This window comes from Kaistella polysaccharea (assembly GCF_020410745.1).
Taxonomy (GTDB): Bacteria; Bacteroidota; Bacteroidia; order Flavobacteriales; family Weeksellaceae; genus Kaistella; species Kaistella polysaccharea.
The window spans coordinates 1,401,237-1,416,515 of record NZ_CP084528.1; the positions used below are offsets into that span (position 1 = coordinate 1,401,237).

Here is a 15,279-nt window from a genome sequence, read left to right on the forward strand (position 1 = left end):
AGCAAATTTTAATCTTTTCAGAATTGTTAAAATATCGTAATTTCGCCATCTATGAAAAGATGGTATCTCTACCCTTTTTCCCTGGGTTATCATGTGGCTACTTCCGCTCGTAATATGATGTATAACTGGGGAATATCTAAATCGACCAAATTTAAAACGCCGATCATCAATGTCGGAAACCTCTCTGTAGGCGGGAGTGGAAAATCGCCGATGGTAATGTATATCGCTGATTTACTCTCTAAACATTATAAAACCGGGGTTCTTTCCCGAGGTTACGGCCGGATAACAAAAGGATACGGAATTACAAATTACGACAGTAATTATAAAACAGTTGGCGACGAAGCGATGCAACTTTTCGAAAGATTTAAGAATAAGTTTGTTATTGCAGTTTCTGAGGAACGCGTTCCCGGTGCAAAAAAGTTGATTGAAGATATGGATCTTCAGGTTTTGATTTTAGATGATGCTTATCAGCACCGCGCCATAAAGCCAGGTTTCAATATTTTGATGACCGATTATAACGATCCCTATTTTAAAGATTATCTGTTACCTGCCGGAAATTTACGGGAAAGCCGCAGCGGCGCACGACGAGCCCAAATCATCATGGTTTCAAAATGTCCCGAAAATTTAACTGTTGAGCAAAAGCAATATTTTATTTCCAGAATTAAACCGCAGCATAACCAGAAAGTATTTTTTTCGAGTATTGGATATGATGAAAATGTGTACGCAAGAAATCAAATGCTTCCGGACAATAATTTATCGTACTACGATATTCTATTAATTACGGGCATTGCCAATCCTAAGCCGCTTGTAAAGCATCTTTCAAAATTTTCAGAGCGCGTAAAACATTTGAAATTCCGTGATCATCATAATTTCAGCGATCAAGACATTAAAAATATTTTAGCAGAGTATAAAAAACTCGGTGAATACAAACTTATTCTCACCACAGAGAAAGACTATGTGCGGCTGAAAACTTTTGATTATCTTAGAGATCTTGTTTTTTACTGGCCCATAAATGTAACCATCGACAAGAAAGAAGAATTTAACAAAACCATCCTTAACTATGTTGGAAAGAATTAAAGAAACTGCCAATTTCATTAAAAATATCATTCAAGACACGCCCGAATTTGCGATTGTTTTAGGTTCTGGCTTAGGTAAGCTGAAAGATGAAGTCGAACCAATACATATTTTAGATTATAGAGATATTCCAAATTTCCCCCAAACCACCGTAGTTGGACACGGTGGAAAATTAATTTACGGGACACTTGAAGGCAAAAAAGTTTTGATGATGAGTGGCAGATTTCATTATTATGAAGGTCATGATATTCAAACCATAGTTTTCCCTTTCCGCGTTTTTCATTTATTAGGAATTAAAAATTTGATTCTATCAAATGCTTCCGGTGGCGTAAATCCCGCTTTTAAAGTTGCTGATGTGATGATTATAAATGACCACATTAACATGATGCCAGAACATCCTTTGCGGGGAAAAAATTTGGATGAATTCGGTCCACGATTTGTGGATATGAGCGAGCCTTACAATAAAAAAATGATTGAAGTTGCAGCCACTGTTGCACAGGATTTAGGAATTACTGCACACCAAGGTTGTTACGTTGCGTTACAAGGACCAACTTTTGAAACACCTGCAGAATACGGAATGATCAAAGCGATCGGCGGAGATGCCGTGGGAATGAGCACTGTTCCGGAAGTAATTGTGGCAAAACATCAGGGAATGGATTGTTTTGGAATTTCGATAATTACTGATGTTGGTGGACCAGATATTGCGTTTACTGTTTCCCATGAGGAGGTTTTACAGGCCGCTGATAAAGCGATGCCAAATGTTATTAAAATCGTAAAAGGTTTGGTGAAAAATTACAACACTTAATTTTCAGAGAGATTATATAAAATAGGGAAACGCATCTTTCGGGATGCGTTTTCTATTTTTATTAATTAATGGCCTATTCTACCTTTTTATATTCTTTCATTATTTCCTCCGCTGCTTTCAAAGATTCCAGCATAATGATTGGAAAATTCTTCGATAGTTTTTGCCCCGCAGAACTTTTATAAAATCTTGTAAGTTTTCTTACTTCAGCAGAAGTGTATAAATCTCTGTAAATCCAGGTAATTGCATTATCGAGATCTCTTCTACCATTACCAGAATTAAAAAATTGTTCTAACTTTTCCGCATCTTCTTTAGTGAGTTCACCTTTTGATTGATCTTCCCCGATTTTAAATAAAATTGCTTCGTTAATATTAAATCCACCTTTTGTAGATCTTAATTTTCGTATTTCATGGGTTAATTGATCTTCCGGAACTTCAGTAGAATTTACTTTAAATTCTTTCAGGGTAGAAGATATTTTTTGAAACACCTCTTGTTTTTGATCTTGTGCAAGAGAAAAATTTAAAAAAAAGCAGCAAAAAATTACAAAATAATTTTTCATAGCATTCAAAATTTTAATTTCTAATGTTATAGAATAAGGAAGAAATCTAAAATTCTTATTTTACCCTCACATAAATATGTCGAATATTATTGACGCCCGTCTCGCGCTCATCAATTTCAATTTTTCCGATACTTTTTATTAAAGGTAGTAATTTAAGAAAACCGAAATTTCTTGGATCGAAATCAGGTTTCTTTTTGATGATAAAACTTCCAAGGTTTCCCAGGAAAGTCCAGCCATCTTCGTCGCCCAGGTCGTTGATACTTTCTGTGATGAGTTTGATCGTTCGCGAATCTACTTTACTCAGCGGTTCTTTTTTACGTTTAGGTTTTTCACTTTTCTTGGTGATTTTATTTTCAGAATCTTTTTCTACGTCTTTTTCAGACTCCTCCGTATCATTTAGAATTTCCAGATAAATAAATTTATCACAGGCAGAAATAAAAGGTTTCGGCGTTTTCTTTTCCCCAAATCCCATTACCATCATTCCGGCTTCGCGAAGTCGCGTGGCCAATCTTGTAAAATCACTGTCGCTTGATACAATGCAAAACCCGTTGACTTTTTCGGAATACAGAATATCCATCGCGTCAATAATTAAGGCACTATCACTGGAATTTTTTCCAGTCGTATAACTGTATTGTTGAATTGGAGTGATCGCATTTTCCAGCAGTACATTTTTCCAGCCAGAAACGGTGGGTTTGGTCCAGTCGGCATATATTCTTTTGATGGTTGGTGTTCCATTTCTGGAAATCTCCTCCAACATTTCTTTTACATTTTTATACGGAACATTGTCCGCATCGATGAGGACTGCTAATTTGTCGTCGGTCATATTATTTATCTGTTTACAATTTTACTTTATTGGAATTCTATTGTCGTCTCTTCTTCCATCCCAAAGTGATAAAACTTTTATTTGACTTGTATCAAAATCTAATTTTAGTTCAGCGGTGCTGATTGTGTTTGAATTTATTTCAAATTTACAAATTCTAAGTTATATTAAACTTCAATATCATTCCTTAATTTTGCACCGTGCAAATCGACCGAAAAATTATTCATGTTGATATGGATGCGTTTTATGCTTCTGTGGAGCAACATGATTTCCCCGAACTGAAAGGAAAACCTCTGGTGGTCGGCGGCGGAATGTATGGTGTAGTAGCTGCAGCCAGTTATGAAGCCCGAAAATTTGGAATTCGTTCTGCAATGCCGGGTAAAATCGCACTGGAAAAATGTCCGCATTTAATTGTTGTAAAACCGCGATTCGCGAGATACAAAGAAATCTCTCAACAGATAAGATCGATCTTTTATGAATTTACCGATTTGGTAGAACCACTTTCTTTGGATGAAGCTTACCTGGATGTTACCGAAAATAAAAAAGGAATAGAATCCGCACAGGAAATCGCCAGACAAGTAAGAAGCAGGATTTTTGAAGAAACTGGACTTACTGCTTCTGCAGGGATTTCAGTTAATAAATTCCTCGCAAAAGTGGCTTCTGATTATCGGAAACCCAACGGACAGAAAACCATTCATCCTACCCAAATTCTCGAATTTATGGAAGAACTTCCTATCGAGAAATTTTATGGAATCGGAAAAGTGACGGCGAATAAAATGCACGAACTTCATATTTTTAAAGGTTCTCATTTAAAGGAAAAATCTTTAGAAGAATTGGTCCGACTGTTTGGGAAATCAGGAACATATTACTACAATGTCGTTCGAGGAATTCATCACAGTGAAGTAAAACCCCATCGGATTCAAAAAAGTGTTGGTGTTGAGGAAACTTTTTGGGAAAATTTATTAGATGAAGAAGAAGTTTTTAAACAATTGGAAATCATTAGCGATGATCTAGATAAACGACTTTTAACTAAAGAAATCAAAGGAAAATCTTTAACCCTGAAAATTAAATATAAAGATTTCACAGTATATACGCGGAGTAAAACTCAGGAAGAATATTTCGGAAATTCGAAAAATTTATACGAAACAGCGAAAAAACTGTGGGAACTTCGGCCTTTTGATAAACCGGTTCGTTTGCTTGGATTATCGCTTTCAAACCTCAACACTCAAGAGAAGAAACAAATCTCGGTACAACTGAAAATTCCTTTTGAAGATTTCGAATAATCACGATGTCATTCTGTATAAAATGTAGCCAATTAATGTTTACTTTTACTGTAAATTTAATGTATGCTAGAGAACTTTGCATTTTACCTTTCCTTGGTTTTGCTCATTACGTTCCTTCTCATATTAGCAAAAAAAATACAGGTTGCATATCCGGTATTACTCGTAATCGCTGGACTTGCAGTAAGTTTTATTCCCGGAATTCCAACCATTAAAGTAGATCCAGAACTCATTTTCTTCATTTTTTTACCACCATTATTATATGAAGCTTCCTGGACAACTTCCTGGAAAGAACTCTGGAGATGGCGCCGCATTATCTTCAGTTTTGCTTTTGTGGTCGTCTTTTTCTCGGCACTTTCCGTAGCAGTTTTCGCAAATTATTTTATTCCCGGATTTTCGTTGGCTTTAGGATTTCTGCTGGGTGGGATCGTGTCGCCACCTGACGCGGTAAGTTCTGGCGCTATTTTAAAATTTGTAAAAGTTCCGAAGAGATTTGCCTCCATCTTAGAGGGAGAAAGTTTGCTGAATGATGCATCTTCCTTAATCATATTTAGATTTGCGATGATCGCTGCCGTAACGGGACAATTTGTTTGGCAGGAAGCTGCTGCAAGTTTTGTTTGGATGTGTATTGGCGGTGTCGGCATAGGACTACTCATCGCTTACTTATTTTTAAAAATGCATAAACTTTTACCAACCGATGCGAATACAGATATGCTACTGACTTTGGTTGCGCCGTTCGTGATGTACCTTGCAGCTGAAGAACTTCATGCGTCCGGAGTTTTGGCAGTGGTAAGCGGAGGTTTATTTTTATCTTATCGAAACCAAGATTTTCTAAGCAGTGCTTCCCGACTCCGAGCGGTTACGGTTTGGGAAAGTTTCTGTTTTTTATTAAACGGAATCGTCTTCATGCTTATTGGGTTAGAATTACCCGAAATTGTGTCTGGCTTGGGAAATACCAATATTTACACTGCAATAGGCTACGGTGCTGCAGTAACATTAGTTTTGGTATTGGTAAGAATTTTTGCAGTTTATGGCGCTGTCGTTACAACCATAATTATGCGGAATTTTATTAAAGTTGCAGATCGTGAAATTCCCAATTGGAAATCACCTATGCTTTTAGCTTGGACTGGAATGCGCGGCGTAGTTTCTCTCGCAGCAGCACTTTCAATTCCGATTACTTTGGCGGATGGATCTCCGTTTCCGGAAAGAAATTTAATACTGTTCATTACCTTCGTGGTCATTTTATTAACACTCGTTGTTCAGGGACTAAGTTTACCCATTTTACTTAAAAATTTTCCGCCGCAAGATCGGGATTACATTAAAAGTGAAAAGGAAATTGATTATGAAATCCGAACTGAGCTTGCCCAAGTTGCCATCGATAAAATCCGGACTGATTATCCTGATAAAATAGAAACTTTCCCAGCACTGAAAGATCAACTTTCAATTTGGGAAAAACGACTCAATAGCTCCGAAGTTATTATCAATTACGAAGAATATCAAAACATTTACTCAGATGTTATCAATACCCAGAAAAAATATCTGATCACTAAAAACAGAAAGGAACTTTTGCTCAATGAAGAAATTATCAGAAAACATTTGCGTTTGCTTGATCTTCAAGAAGAGAAATTAAACATCATGAAGTAAGCGAAAACAGATAATTTTCCTCAAATTTATAGAATCATTTTTTAGACCTGAATTTTTTAAATACGATTATACCCTATGAACCCAACAATGATTCAGTTTTTCCATTGGTATTCTGATGGAAATGCGCAGCTTTTTGACCAAATAAAAGATTCAGCTTCTTATTTAAGAGATGTAGGAATTTCTGCAGTTTGGTTTCCTCCGGCTTACAAAGGTTCAGGTGGAGGCTATTCTGTAGGATATGATCCGTACGATTTGTTTGATTTGGGCGAATTTGATCAGAAAGGAACTATTCCGACCAAATATGGGTCGAAAGAACAATATGTAAATGCGTGTAAAGCATTACAGGAAGAAGGAATTTCAGTTATCGTAGATATTGTTTTAAATCACAAAGCGGGTGGCGATGAAAAAGAAAAATTTAATGTTGTTAAAGTAAATCCCGAGAATCGCCAACAAAATCTATCCGAACCCTATGAAATAGAATCTTACACCAAATTTACTTTTCCCGGGCGCGGTGAGCAATACTCCGATTTTAAATGGAACTTCCAGTGTTTTTCGGGTGTAGATTACGCCGAAGGTCAGGAAGAAGGAATTTACCAAATTATTCAGGATTATGGCGAAGGTTGGGATGAAATGATTACTGATGAAAAGGGAAATTATGATTATTTGATGTATAATGATATTGAACACCGCAATCCTTTTGTTCGTGAAGAATTAAATTATTGGGGAAAATGGTATCATGATCAGGTTCATTTTGATGGAGTTCGTTTGGATGCGGTGAAACATCAGTCTCCGGAATTTTATCAGGAATGGTTATATACTTTGCGCGCAAATACAGGAAAAAACATCTTTGCTGTTGGCGAATATTGGGCACCAGGCCACTTGCCCTTGCTTCAAGAATATATCGATGCGACAGCGGGTTCTATGAGTTTGTTTGATTCTTCCTTACAGCACAATTTCCATCTTGCTTCGTTGTCAGGTTCAGATTATGATTTGCGAACTATTTTTGATGAAACCTTAACGAGGGCCAATCCACTTTTGTCGGTAACATTGGTTGATAATCACGATACGCAACCTTTGCAGGAATTAGAAGCGCCGGTTGAAAAATGGTTCAAGCCATTAGCGTATGCTTTAATATTGCTTCGGAAAGATGGCTACCCGTGTATTTTCTATCCAGATTTATTTGGAGCTCATTATACTGATAAAGATAAAGCAGGAAACGATCAGGAAATTTTCCTGGATAAAGTGGAAAAAATTGAAGAACTTTTGAAAGCGCGTCAGTATTTTGCATATGGACCTCAGCGCGACTATTTTGAAGATGCAAACTGCCTTGGCTGGGTTCGTGAAGGTGATGGCGAACATTCAGGATGTGCTGTTGTACTAAGCAATAAAGACACGTACACAAAACCCATGGAAATGGGAACCCAATATTCTGGGCAGATTTTTTATGATTTCCTGGGCTGGTTTGAGGAAAAAATAACCATTGATGAAAATGGCTGGGGAAATTTTCCCGTTCCTGCCGGAAATGTGTCAGTTTGGGTACCTGAAGATTGATAAAACCTAAAGTTTATGACTAAGCACAGAACAATTTAGTATTTCATTAACATACATTCTTTTGCTGAGCAAGTATCTTTGCGTAACTAAAAAATAATATAGATGAGCGACAATAATATTAAAGCATTTGGGGCAGCTTCGAAAGATGCAGATTTAGAAGAAATGACAATTGACCGAAGAAGTGTAAAACCTACGGACATTGAGATTGATATTTTATACTGCGGCGTTTGTCACAGCGATTTACACACTGCACGAAATGATTGGGGTGGCACAAAATATCCTGCTGTTCCGGGCCACGAAATTGTGGGAAGAATTACAAAAATTGGTGAACAAGTCACCAAATTTAAAGTTGGAGATTTAGCCGGAGTTGGCTGTATGGTGGATTCTTGTCGAGAATGTGAAAGTTGCAAACAGGATTTGGAACAATATTGCCTGAACGGCTCAACTGGAACTTATAACGGAAATGACAAACATTTAAACCAACAAACTTTCGGTGGTTATTCTGAAAAAGTTATTGTTGATGAAGCCTTTGTTCTAAAAATCCCTGAGAACCTTGATTTGAAAGCGGTTGCTCCTCTACTTTGTGCGGGCATTACAACATGGTCTCCTTTGAAACACTGGAATGTAAAAGAAGGCAGTAAGGTCGCGGTTGTAGGTTTAGGCGGTTTGGGTCATATGGCCATAAAACTGGCTAAAGGTTTAGGTGCTGAAGTCACTTTAATTTCCAGAAGTCCTGATAAAATTCAAGATGGATTAGACCTCGGCGCAGATTCTGTGGTAATTTCTACCTACGAAAATGAAATGAAAGCGGCCGAAGGAAAATTTGATTTGATTATTGATACCGTTCCTTATGATCATGATATCAATCCTTATATTTCTACTTTAAATATTAGCGGAACTTTAGTTTTAGTAGGTTTTATCGGTAAAATGGACGAAGCACTTTTATCGGTTCCATTGGTTTTAGGTCGAAGATCAGTTGCAGGTTCCTTGATTGGTGGAATTAAAGAAACTCAAGAAATGCTGGATTTCTGCGGTGAACACAATATTTTACCAGAAATTGAAATGATCAACATGCAAGATATTAACGAAGCTTATGAAAGAATGTTGAAAAGCGATGTTCGTTACCGTTTCGTAATTGATATGGCTTCCTTAAAAAATTAAATTTCATTTAAAAATTAGAAAAACCGGTTGAAAATTCAGCCGGATTTTTTATTATTTTAAAAGAATCTCCTTTGCTATTTGTTCTGAACCATCAATCGGATTCGATATTTTTAATTTTAAAATATCTGTCACAATTGGATAAACATTTACATTTTGAAATTCCCCAATTTTCTTGTTTGATTTAAAGGCCGGACCAAATGCGATAAATGTAGCTTTCATTTCAGGAACTTTGTAAGGGTTGTAACCATGCTTACCTAGGGAAGTGTTTTTTCCTTTTTCCAGAAATATTTTAGGCGCTTTTGGAATCAAAATAATATCACCAATTCGATTATAGCGGTCATCTCTTTGTGCAAAATTTAATTTACGCGGAAATCTTTTCGTTAGATAAACTTTATAGTCCGAAGTTCGGTCTTTTTTAAGTTGTCGGAAAACCGATTTAACCTGCGATTTATCTTTCACCACAACACGCAGCAAGGTTTGAGAATTATAAAAATCGAAGCGGTTTTTATCAAATAATATTTCGGGGATTTCTAAAGGATTTTCCTTGTCTACAGCAATCATTCCGTGATCGGACACGAAAATATAGTTTACATTCTGTAACCCTAATTCTTGAACTTTTTCGACCAAATTTCCGACCGCCGTATCTATAAGTTTCACTGCTTTCGCTGTTTCATTACTGTCAGGTCCAAATCGGTGGCCGTTAGAATCTACTTCCGGAAAGTATAAACTGATAAAGTGTGGTCTTTTAGCTTCTGGAAGCTGGAGCCACTTGATTACTTTCTGAACTTTTTCCTCAGGCGTAAATTTTTCGTGATAATGATAGTAATATGTAGGTCTTGTTCCTCCAGCGTCACTTGCCGAACCTACCCACATCATCGATGCAGAAAGCATTCCCTGTTTTTCTGCGAGCCCCCAAAGTGGAGTTCCGCCGTACCAAGTGCCATCTTCAGCAGCTTCTTGTTTACTCATCGCGTAGAAGTTTTCCCTCTTGTAATCGTAGAAATAATTGTCAATCAATCCGTGATGTGACGGATACAATCCTGTAATTAAACTCCAATGATTGGGAAAAGTAATAGACGGAAAACTGGGCAACATCGCTTTTGATGAAACTCCAGATTCTGCAAATTTCAAAAGATTACTCGCCTGGAATTTTTCCGCATAATCCGACCGAAAACCGTCCGTCGAAATTAAAATAACGTAGGGTTTATTTTCTGAAATCGGCGTATTCATTCGATCTGCAATCACGACTTGAGCCGTATCGCTTTGCGAAAAAACATGGTTAATACATCCGAGCAAAAAGAGAACAAGATACTTTTTCATAATTTTTAATGAGCTGCAAATTTATTACTTTTTACCACCTAAAGACTCTTAACTTTTAGGGAATCGCTAAGAAATTTAAACCCAAAAAAACCAGATTTAAATTAATCTGGTTTTCTATCATTTCGAACTGATTACGAGGCGATAATTTCCTCTAAAGCTTTTTTAGTTTCGTCTTCAAGCTCTTCAAGACCGTCATTGTTGTAAATAACAAAGTCTGCAATTTTCACTTTATCTTTCTCAGGCATTTGTCGCAACATTATTGTTTCGACTTCCCGATATGTTTTGTTATCGCGATCCATTACTCTTTTTAATCTGCAGTTGTCATCAGCGGTAACCAATAGGGATTTGTAGCAGTTTTCGTTTAATTTCAATTCAAACAAAAGAGCTGTTTCTTTAAAAACAAAATCTGTTTTTTGCTGTGAAACCCAGTTTTCAAAATCTAATTTTACGGCCGGATGAATTAATGAATTGAGTTTCAATAATAGTTCCTCATCTTCAAAAACTAGATCTGCAACATATTTCCGGTCGTATAAACCATTTTCGTCATACGATTTTTCTCCTAGAAGTTCTTCGATCTGTTGCTGAAGTTGCGGATGATCATTCACAATTGTTTTCGCCCGAATGTCTGAATAATAAACAGGATAACCTGCTTCTTCAATAAGTTTCGACACCGTTGATTTTCCGGAGCCAATTCCACCGGTTATTCCAATAATTTTTGTACTGTCCCTGGGTTCGGGTTCAGCTTCTTCTTCTATCATAATTTTATTTTAATTTTTCTAATCTTAATAACCAAAAACTTCATTCATGCTGAAAGTTTCATCTAACCGAATACCTTTATCCGTCATTTTCAAACTCGCCAAATCATTGTGCGCATCGTGCTCAAAAAACAAAAGATATTCATTATCAACACATTGCTTTAGAAACTTTGCCTTTTCTTCCATTGTTAAAAGCGGACGCGTATCATAACCCATCACATAAACCTGTGGAATATGCCCAACAGTAGGAATTAAATCTGCCGCGAAAACAATTGTTTTTTCCTGATATTGAATGACTGGAAGCATTTGCTTTTCGGTATGTCCATCTACAAAAATAACATCCATTTTCAAATCTGGTGCGAAACCGTAATTGCCATTTTGCGGAGTTGGCAAAAAATTCAACTGTCCACTTTCCTGCATTGGCAAAATATTCTCTTTCAAAAAACTTGCCTTTTCTCTCGGATTAGGTTCTGTCGCCCATTTCCAATGTTCTTCGTTCGTCCAGAATTGTGCATTTTTAAAAGCTGGTTGATAACCAGTTCGGTCAGCATTCCACTCGATCGCGCCGCCACAATGGTCAAAATGAAGGTGTGTCAAAAAAACATCTGTAATATCTTCTTTTATGAAACCATATTTTTTCAGGTTTTTATCCAAAGTATCATCGCCCCAAAGCGAGTAATGACCGAAGAATTTCTCATTCTGCTTGTCTCCTAAACCACAATCGATGAGAATCAGTTTTTTACCGTCTTCCACCAAAAGTGAACGCGTTCCCAATTCTATTAAATTATTTTCATCAGCCGGATTCGTCCGTTGCCAAAGAGATTTCGGCACTACACCAAACATTGCACCACCATCTAATTTAAATTTTCCGCACTGTATAGGATAGAGTTTCATAGGTAAAAATGAATAATTAATATTTAATAAATAATATTGGTTTTTAACCAATTCTTTAATCTGATAGAAAATTTACTGATTCTCTTTTGAAGATTTTAAAATTACCGTCATAATTTTTATAATTTCTTCTACATCAAAAAGTAGAGATTCAAATTCCGATTGTTTTATATATTCTGTTTTAAAAAGAAGTTTGAGCCAATATCTACTTTCGAAAGCTTCTTTGTAAGAAATTTGAAGTTTAAATATAAATTCTTTTTTGCTAAAAGCAGCAATTCCTTCTTCAATATTTGCTCCAACAGATGTTGCAGATCGTATTAACTGTTTAGAAATCACCATTTCATTCCTTTGATAATAAAGAATTTTATACAAATTGACTATTCTAACCGAAAAATCAAATGATTTACTCCTAATAATATTATCCTTTTCTTGAAAAACATTTTCCATCTCAGATATTCATTATTAATTTTTCATTATTAACTAGAAGAGTTCATCTGGTCTTCTCGGAATCGTAATCTGCAAATGTTTATACGCCTTTTCGGTCACTTCTCTTCCTCTTGGAGTTCGAATAATAAAACCTTCCTGAATCAAAAACGGTTCATAAACCTCTTCCAAAGTTTCCGGGTTTTCACCAATCGAAGTTGCCAAGGCAGAAATTCCCACTGGTTTCCCACGGAAATTTTCGATCATGACGCGCATTATTCGATTGTCCATATCATCGAGTCCAAATTCATCAACATTTAAGGAGTTCAACGCAAATTTTGTAATATTAATTTCAATTTCCCCATTTCCTTTGATCTCAGCAAAATCTCGAACTCTTCGCAACAATGCATTTGCAATTCTAGGCGTTCCACGACTTCTTCTCGCAATTTCCAAAGCTGCATCTTCATAGATTTTGACATCCAGAACACGCGCACTTCTTTCAATGATCATTGATAAAAGTTCGATCGTATAATATTCTAAACGTGACTGAATTCCGAATCTCGCCAACATTGGTTTGGTTAGCATTCCACTTCTGGTCGTTGCTCCAACCAAGGTAAAAGGATTTAAGCCAATCTGAACACTTCTCGCATTCGGCCCACTTTCCAGCATGATGTCAATCTTATAATCTTCCATCGCGGAGTATAAATATTCTTCTACAATCGGTGAAAGTCTGTGAATTTCATCGATAAATAAAACATCATTTTCTTCTAAATTCGTGAGTAAGCCGGCTAAACTTCCAGGTTTATCCAAAACAGGTCCCGAAGTTATTTTGCAGCCAACACCCAATTCATTAGCGATAATATGGGCTAATGTCGTTTTTCCCAAACCGGGTGGACCGTGTAAAAGGACGTGATCCAAAGCGCCATTCCGATTTTTTGCTGCTGCTACAAACACTTCTAAATTATCCAAAGTCTTGCGCTGTCCGGCAAAATCCTGAAAACTCTGCGGACGGATTTTCTCTTCTAAAATCAATTCATCCTCAGAAAAATTTTCTTGATCAGGATGCAAAAAGTCGGGCATTTTTAATTAAAATTTGTTGAAATCAAAGGTAAGTTTTTTTAGCAACTTTAAATTTATTTAAAAAAAGACAATGCAATTTCAACCTAAATACATCTTATTTTAATTCCGTTGCGCCTTTATATTTTAATAATTAAATTTACAGAAAGTATTTTTCTATGAAATTAATCGGTCCTTTTACACAAATTGTAACGCTTGCAAACTTGCCTTTGCGTGGAAAACTTTCGGATGACAAACTCGAAATTATCAATGACGGTGGAATTTTAATTAAAGATGGAAAAATAGAAAACACTGGTTCTTTTTATGATTTAAAAGAACAATTTCCAACTATAGAAATCGAAACTATTGAAGGTGAACAAATATGCTTGCCGGCTTTTACAGATTCTCACACGCATATTTGTTTTAGTGGAAACCGTGCCAATGATTTTGCGATGCGAAATGCAGGAAAAACTTATTTGGAAATCGCAGAAAGTGGCGGTGGAATCTGGAGTTCCGTTCAACATACCAGAACTGCGAGCGAAGAAGAATTATTAAAAACGACTTTAGAAAGAATTAATTTTCTGATATCACAAGGAATTACGACGATTGAAATAAAATCCGGTTATGGTTTAGATGTTGAAAGTGAACTGAAAATGTTGCGCGTTGTTAAAAAAGCACAAACTTTTACGAAAGCGACTTTAGTTCCGACTTGTCTTTCAGCCCATTTAAAACCCAGAGATTTTGAAGGAAGCTCGCAGGAATATTTACAATATATTTTAGACGAAATTTTACCCAAAGTAAAAGAAGAAAATCTCGCAAAAAGAGTTGATATTTTTATTGAAAAATCTGCATTTCTTCCAGAAGAAAGTAAAGTGTTTTTATTAAAAGCAAAAGAATTAGGTTTTGAAATTACCGTTCACGCCGATCAATTTACTTCCGGAAGTTCCAGAATTGCCGTTGAAGTTGGTGCAAAATCTGCGGATCATTTGGAAGCAACTATTGATGAAGATATCAAGTTTTTAGCAAAATCAGAAACAGTCGCAACTGCACTTCCGGGAGCGAGTTTAGGTTTGGGTGAAAAATTTACGCCGGCACGTAAAATTTTAGATGCGGGTGGAATTTTAGCGATTGCGTCTGATTGGAATCCTGGTTCTGCACCGATGGGAAATTTGATTACTCAAGCGAGTATTTTAGCGACTTTTGAAAAATTATCAACGGCGGAAGTTTTGGCGGGAATTAGTTTCCGTTCGGCTTTTGCTTTGAATTTTGAAGACCGCGGAACTTTAGAAAAAGGAAAAAAAGCAGATTTTGTTACTTTTAAAAATGATAATTTCCAGAATGTTCTTTATCACCAGGGAAGTTTAAAAGCGGAAGCTGTTTATATTGATGGCGAAAAACAAACATTATGACAGAAAAAATAGAAGAGAATACTTCCTCTTATCAAGAATTTTGGAACTGGTTTAAAAGCAAGGAAAAATCTTTCTTCAATGCAGTAAAAGAGCGCCAAAACATTGAAAAAAGTTTTTTAGATATTGTTCTGCCTAAATTGAAAGAAGTGAATGAGAATTTCTTCATTCTCGTGGGAATGCCTGATAATTCTATAGCAGAACTTATTGTAACCGTTGATGGAAATATTAAAGATATTGTTTACGCCGAAGAACTCATCGAAGCAGCACCTAAGTTTGAAAATTGGAAATTTACAGCACTTAAACCTGAGTTAGATATAAATGATGTAGAAATTAGAATGGATGACTATATTTTCAGCAAAGAAAATATTTATTTCTACTCTAATGACGACGTTGATTATCCGGATGAAATAGATTTAGTATTCGTACATGAGGACCTGAATGATCAAAATGAAAATGAACTGATCAGTGGAACTTATCTCTTTATCGATAACTATTAAGGCGAATTAAATTTTGTTACTCAAATCGACAACTTTA

Annotated in this window: 15 protein-coding genes; 8 read left to right on the forward strand and 7 right to left on the reverse strand. The window is 36.2% G+C overall.

Features of this window, described 5'->3' with window-relative positions:
• Window positions 1–51: 51 nt before the first annotated feature.
• Window positions 52–1,077, forward strand: a complete 1,026-nt coding sequence (gene lpxK / locus LC814_RS06450; protein WP_226063130.1) for a tetraacyldisaccharide 4'-kinase — start codon at window positions 52–54, stop codon at window positions 1,075–1,077.
• The gene (locus LC814_RS06455) at window positions 1,061–1,879 is read left to right on the forward strand and encodes a purine-nucleoside phosphorylase (protein WP_226063131.1); all 819 of its coding nucleotides are present in this window, start codon (window positions 1,061–1,063) and stop codon (window positions 1,877–1,879) included. Before lpxK ends, LC814_RS06455 begins: the two co-directional genes overlap by 17 nt.
• Window positions 1,880–1,952: 73 nt before the next feature.
• On the opposite strand, the gene LC814_RS06460 is transcribed toward LC814_RS06455, so the two are convergent.
• Complete coding sequence (locus LC814_RS06460; protein ID WP_226063132.1) at window positions 1,953–2,363, reverse strand: DUF2059 domain-containing protein; 411 nt, start codon at window positions 2,361–2,363, stop codon at window positions 1,953–1,955.
• Between the two features lie 127 nt (window positions 2,364–2,490).
• Window positions 2,491–3,258 carry an NYN domain-containing protein gene (locus LC814_RS06465; RefSeq protein ID WP_226063133.1) on the reverse strand — a complete coding sequence of 256 codons (768 nt, stop codon included), beginning with the start codon at window positions 3,256–3,258 and terminating at the stop codon, window positions 2,491–2,493.
• Window positions 3,259–3,488: 230 nt separating this feature from the next.
• On the opposite strand from LC814_RS06465, the gene dinB reads away from it, so the two are divergent.
• The 4 genes from dinB to LC814_RS06485 all read left to right on the forward strand — a co-directional run bounded on the left by dinB (window position 3,489) and on the right by LC814_RS06485 (window position 8,891).
• Window positions 3,489–4,538, forward strand: a complete 1,050-nt coding sequence (gene dinB, locus LC814_RS06470) for a DNA polymerase IV (RefSeq protein WP_262903729.1) — start codon at window positions 3,489–3,491, stop codon at window positions 4,536–4,538.
• Window positions 4,539–4,601: 63 nt separating this feature from the next.
• Window positions 4,602–6,179 (forward strand): Na+/H+ antiporter, encoded by a 1,578-nt coding sequence (locus LC814_RS06475; RefSeq protein ID WP_226063135.1) that lies wholly within the window; start codon window positions 4,602–4,604, stop codon window positions 6,177–6,179.
• Window positions 6,180–6,254: 75 nt separating this feature from the next.
• A complete protein-coding gene (locus LC814_RS06480) occupies window positions 6,255–7,730 on the forward strand; it encodes an alpha-amylase (protein ID WP_226063136.1) in 1,476 nt (491 codons plus the stop codon).
• A 102-nt stretch (window positions 7,731–7,832) separates the two neighbouring features.
• Window positions 7,833–8,891: an NAD(P)-dependent alcohol dehydrogenase gene (locus LC814_RS06485; protein ID WP_226063137.1), complete on the forward strand. Its 1,059-nt coding sequence runs from the start codon at window positions 7,833–7,835 to the stop codon at window positions 8,889–8,891.
• 51 nt (window positions 8,892–8,942) lie between these two features.
• Here the strand turns inward: LC814_RS06485 and LC814_RS06490 are convergent, their stop codons facing one another.
• From LC814_RS06490 to ruvB, 5 genes are all read right to left on the reverse strand, one after another.
• The gene (locus tag LC814_RS06490; RefSeq protein WP_226063138.1) at window positions 8,943–10,211 is read right to left on the reverse strand and encodes an alkaline phosphatase family protein; all 1,269 of its coding nucleotides are present in this window, start codon (window positions 10,209–10,211) and stop codon (window positions 8,943–8,945) included.
• Window positions 10,212–10,342: 131 nt separating this feature from the next.
• Complete coding sequence (gene coaE, locus LC814_RS06495) at window positions 10,343–10,969, reverse strand: dephospho-CoA kinase (protein ID WP_226063139.1); 627 nt, start codon at window positions 10,967–10,969, stop codon at window positions 10,343–10,345.
• 24 nt (window positions 10,970–10,993) lie between these two features.
• Entirely contained in the window at window positions 10,994–11,860 is an 867-nt protein-coding gene (locus LC814_RS06500; RefSeq protein WP_226063140.1) for an MBL fold metallo-hydrolase, read from the reverse strand.
• Window positions 11,861–11,932: 72 nt separating this feature from the next.
• Window positions 11,933–12,304 carry a four helix bundle protein gene (locus tag LC814_RS06505; RefSeq protein WP_226063141.1) on the reverse strand — a complete coding sequence of 124 codons (372 nt, stop codon included), beginning with the start codon at window positions 12,302–12,304 and terminating at the stop codon, window positions 11,933–11,935.
• 33 nt (window positions 12,305–12,337) lie between these two features.
• A complete protein-coding gene (gene ruvB, locus LC814_RS06510; protein WP_226063142.1) occupies window positions 12,338–13,360 on the reverse strand; it encodes a Holliday junction branch migration DNA helicase RuvB in 1,023 nt (340 codons plus the stop codon).
• A 155-nt stretch (window positions 13,361–13,515) separates the two neighbouring features.
• On the opposite strand from ruvB, the gene hutI reads away from it, so the two are divergent.
• The gene (hutI, locus tag LC814_RS06515) at window positions 13,516–14,745 is read left to right on the forward strand and encodes an imidazolonepropionase (protein ID WP_226063143.1); all 1,230 of its coding nucleotides are present in this window, start codon (window positions 13,516–13,518) and stop codon (window positions 14,743–14,745) included.
• Window positions 14,742–15,242 (forward strand): hypothetical protein, encoded by a 501-nt coding sequence (locus tag LC814_RS06520; protein WP_226063144.1) that lies wholly within the window; start codon window positions 14,742–14,744, stop codon window positions 15,240–15,242. Before hutI ends, LC814_RS06520 begins: the two co-directional genes overlap by 4 nt.
• Window positions 15,243–15,279 lie beyond the last annotated feature (37 nt).